Source organism: Nostoc sp. NZL (assembly GCF_015714705.1).
In the GTDB taxonomy this organism is placed as follows: Bacteria; Cyanobacteriota; Cyanobacteriia; order Cyanobacteriales; family Nostocaceae; genus Nostoc; species Nostoc foliaceum_A.
Window position 1 is genome coordinate 1 of sequence record NZ_WBKL01000161.1, and the last position, 3392, is coordinate 3392.

3 protein-coding genes and 1 pseudogene are annotated in these 3392 nt (G+C 38.6%); 3 read left to right on the forward strand and 1 reads right to left on the reverse strand.

Annotated elements, in window-relative coordinates:
* Positions 1–289 (forward strand): annotated as a pseudogene (locus F8R90_RS23255) (IS4 family transposase); the annotation flags it as partial.
* Positions 290–695: 406 nt separating this feature from the next.
* Here the strand turns inward: F8R90_RS23255 and F8R90_RS23260 are convergent.
* Positions 696–1514 (reverse strand): hypothetical protein, encoded by an 819-nt coding sequence (locus F8R90_RS23260; RefSeq protein WP_196512648.1) that lies wholly within the window; start codon positions 1512–1514, stop codon positions 696–698.
* Between the two features lie 580 nt (positions 1515–2094).
* Here F8R90_RS23260 and F8R90_RS23265 point away from each other — a divergent pair.
* Positions 2095–2895: an RMD1 family protein gene (locus tag F8R90_RS23265; RefSeq protein WP_196512649.1), complete on the forward strand. Its 801-nt coding sequence runs from the start codon at positions 2095–2097 to the stop codon at positions 2893–2895.
* 60 nt (positions 2896–2955) lie between these two features.
* Positions 2956–3270 (forward strand): IS630 transposase-related protein, encoded by a 315-nt coding sequence (locus F8R90_RS23270; RefSeq protein ID WP_196512650.1) that lies wholly within the window; start codon positions 2956–2958, stop codon positions 3268–3270.
* Positions 3271–3392 lie beyond the last annotated feature (122 nt).

The window sequence follows — 3392 nt, forward strand, 5'->3', positions numbered from 1 at the left end:
CTAATTTCCCTAATATTATTAATCTCACTTGCCTATACGGCTGCAACTATATCTGGTCAAAAAATAAAACGCATGGGTGTTCAAAAATATGTTGGACGAATTAAAGAATCCTTAAGGATTGTTCGACGACATAGTAGTTTTTATATTGGTCTTTATGGCGACAGTTGGGTTAATTTCATGGAAAATTCTTATGAGTTAGTTACTGAATTATTGAGATTAAGTCCGACTGAAGCGTAAGTACTACCAGCAAGGAGAGAGAGCTATGAAGCTTATTCTATCTGCATCCTAGCCCTTTTTGTAGCCCCGCAAGGGCTTGGTCAGTCCACGCTCTCAAAAAGAAAAACTGTATTTTCAACCTCAATTGACGACACAGTAATTGTATGAAGTTTTTTAGCAATTTCCCTACAAAGTCAACACCCTAGGTTAAGGGCTAATGGCAAAATTTTGGGTTTTTGAAACGCGATAAATCGCCGTCTCTACAAGTTTTTTGGTCTTATCTGAACTGTATTGAGACATAGTAGTTCGCCAAGGAAACTTGGCGGGGTAAAAGGCAAGGGGGAAAGGGAAAAGATGTTTATTCCTTTAACCTTTAACATGAACCCCTTTTCCCAACCCTCACCTAACAATTTTGGGTTGGCAGACTAATAGGTAAGTTATCACTTCTACAACAGTATGCCTCTGCTCCAAAAGTAAAGTTAATTAAATTTGCACAGTTGGGCTGTTAAGAGATTATAGACAGGAGAAATTGGTAAACAATAATCTGTTATCGGATCGATAATTACGTATTGAGCAGAGTTAGCAGTAATATTTAATGTGGTTAGAATGTTTTTCTGATTCAAACTAAAAATTTTAATTCCTCTTTGAAAAAGACGTTGAAATAAGTATGTAGTCTGAATTTTGAGCAGTTGACGTTTTTGTTCATGATCGACGAAACGATGTAGCGAGAACCTGAATTTGCGAAGGATTTCCTGAAGCTCAGGAATGTTGAATGTCTGACAGAATTCAGGACTAAATCCAGTTTCTGTTTTCCCCAACGGAATACCCTCAATTTTTGGCATAAAAAGTACTCGTTTAAAAAAGGCACTCCTGACGTCAGTTTGGAAATGCAAGTAAGCGGGACAAATCTGGAGTAGCACTTTCTCTTGCTCGTTTAACTTGGTTTCAAATTCCCAGGCTAATCGTATACTCCTAAAAAATTGTTTTTTGGGATTTTCCGCACCAAGGCGACCTTCTGAACATTTCAATGCTAGATTTGAATCAGGAAAAACTCCTAGTTTAGAATCATGGCAACCTAAGATATGGATTCCTCTATGGAATTTCTCGGTGTAAGGATTGATATTGTATTTCTCTTTATTGTTTTCTAACGTAGCAATGAAATGAACTAACCTGCGGATGAATTCAGAAGGGCTGACAGATTGTTTCTGTAATTGCTCATAGATGCATGGTTCCAGGTCGATTTTGATTTTACCTTGGCAGTAAGTTTGAACACCCAAAGGTGAAGCTGTTTTATTCATAACCAATATGTATCATGTTTTGGGCTATTTACGAGAGACATACCATCGGATGGGAGCAACCCGAAAAGTGAGATGAGATCCTCGTGAAATAGGCTGTTCTTAAGCAGGGGGAGTAAAGAGAAAAATTTAGTAATTCTCGCTACCGTAATAGCCCCTAATTCTTGTCGCAATTTAGATAGTTGATTTTCTAACGCTTCAGCAGTCTGAATGAGATTCGACTCTTGGGCTATTTTTAGCTGAGTTTCTAAAATTAAAGATTTTCCTCAACAGTTCATTGACTGCATCGATTGAATCATCATTTTCAGAAATCACGGCTTCACCTCTAATATGCGTTTTCAGCGGAAATAATTGCTATAAAGCTTGCTATGCATGAATTAAAACTGCTACATTTTTAATTTTACACAAGTAAATTAAAATTGATGACTCTAACTTTATTCAGCAATCAATGGAATAGCTCTCTGCGCTGAGATTGCTGGATAGCTTTATTGATAAGCTGAGATTGTAGTGATCTCCGATAACAGGCATTGGTTGCTATCACTACCCCCATAGTTCAGCAGGTATAAAAGCAAATAGGGTGACAATGCAAAAACTCCTTTTTAATGACAGAGATAATTTTAGAGTACAGGCCCTATTCCTTGGTGAGGATATTAACTTACAAACATTGAAGAATTACGTTTGCTTGGCGACTATGCCGCTAATGGTTTCAGTCGGGAAACACGGCTGTGCGGTATTACTGAACTATGGTGCAGTTGTGCTGTTTAACCTTGAGCCTGTGGAAAAGGTAGCCTTCTTAACCAAACTATCCTCTCAAGTTAGTGGCACTTTTGCCGATCCGGAAACAGAAGAAGTGGAAGTTCATCTCAAAGTTGCAGAGAGTGAACGAGCTAAGGAAGGAAAAATTTTGCTACATGAATTTAGCATAGAACGCTTGCAGATAGTGGCTGATATTCTCGCCAAGAGTGTTGTACTGTCTCACTATGAAACCAGCCTAGCGACTGTATTTGATCAAATTGAACCGTTTGCAGCTAGTCTCCAGCGTGAAAACAGGGGAAGACGCCAGAGCCGGGAATTAGTGCGTCAACTTGGGACTACCCTATTAGTTCAACATAAGATTGTGGGTCGAGTAGAGATTATCGATAAGCCAGAGTTGCTCTGGGAATCCCCACAGCTAGAAAACTTATATCTGCGCTTGGAGGATGAATACGAAATCCGTGAGCGTCACTATGCCCTAGAACGCAAACTAGAGCTAATTACCCAAACCGCACAAACAGTACTGGAGTTCATGCAGCATAGCAGTAGCCAGCGAGTGGAGTGGTATGTGGTAATTCTGATTGTGGTGGAAATTTTGCTGTCATTGTATGACATCATTTTCAAAAGCTAAGGCTAAGTTTGGAGAGCATAACAATTGCTGCCTGTTTTAATCAATTGCAGGACGATATATTTGAAAGAACAAAGATATTTCCTTTCAAAGAAGTCATATTCTGTCGATCTACGAGAAAAAATAGTTGCAGCACATCTTGAGAAAAACATCTCAATCAGGAAAGTAGCTAACATATTTTCCGTGTCAAAGAGTTTAGTGCAAAAGCTGGTAAAACAACAAAAACTTGAAGGAGATTTACAATATAAGCCGCGAGGAAAGCCGCAATTTAGTCATTTAACAAATGCAGATATAGAGTTGAGAGAATTAGTTGAATCATATCCAGATGCAACATTAATAGAGTTGTGTGAATTATTTGCAGACAAGACTGGCAATTAGGTAGGTCAAAGTGCAATGTGTCGTGCCTTGCAGAAATTAGGATTAAATCGGAAAAAAAACAAAGCGGAGTACCCAAGCGGGGACAGAGAGAGTCCTGAATTTAAGATTAGATTATTGGGAAA

Coding starts and splice junctions, on each gene's coding strand:
- F8R90_RS23265 (WP_196512649.1), top strand. CDS start 2,095: ATGCAAAAACTCCTTTTTAATGACAGAGATAATTTTAGAGTACAGGCC.
- F8R90_RS23260 (WP_196512648.1), bottom strand. CDS start 1,514: ATGAATAAAACAGCTTCACCTTTGGGTGTTCAAACTTACTGCCAAGGT.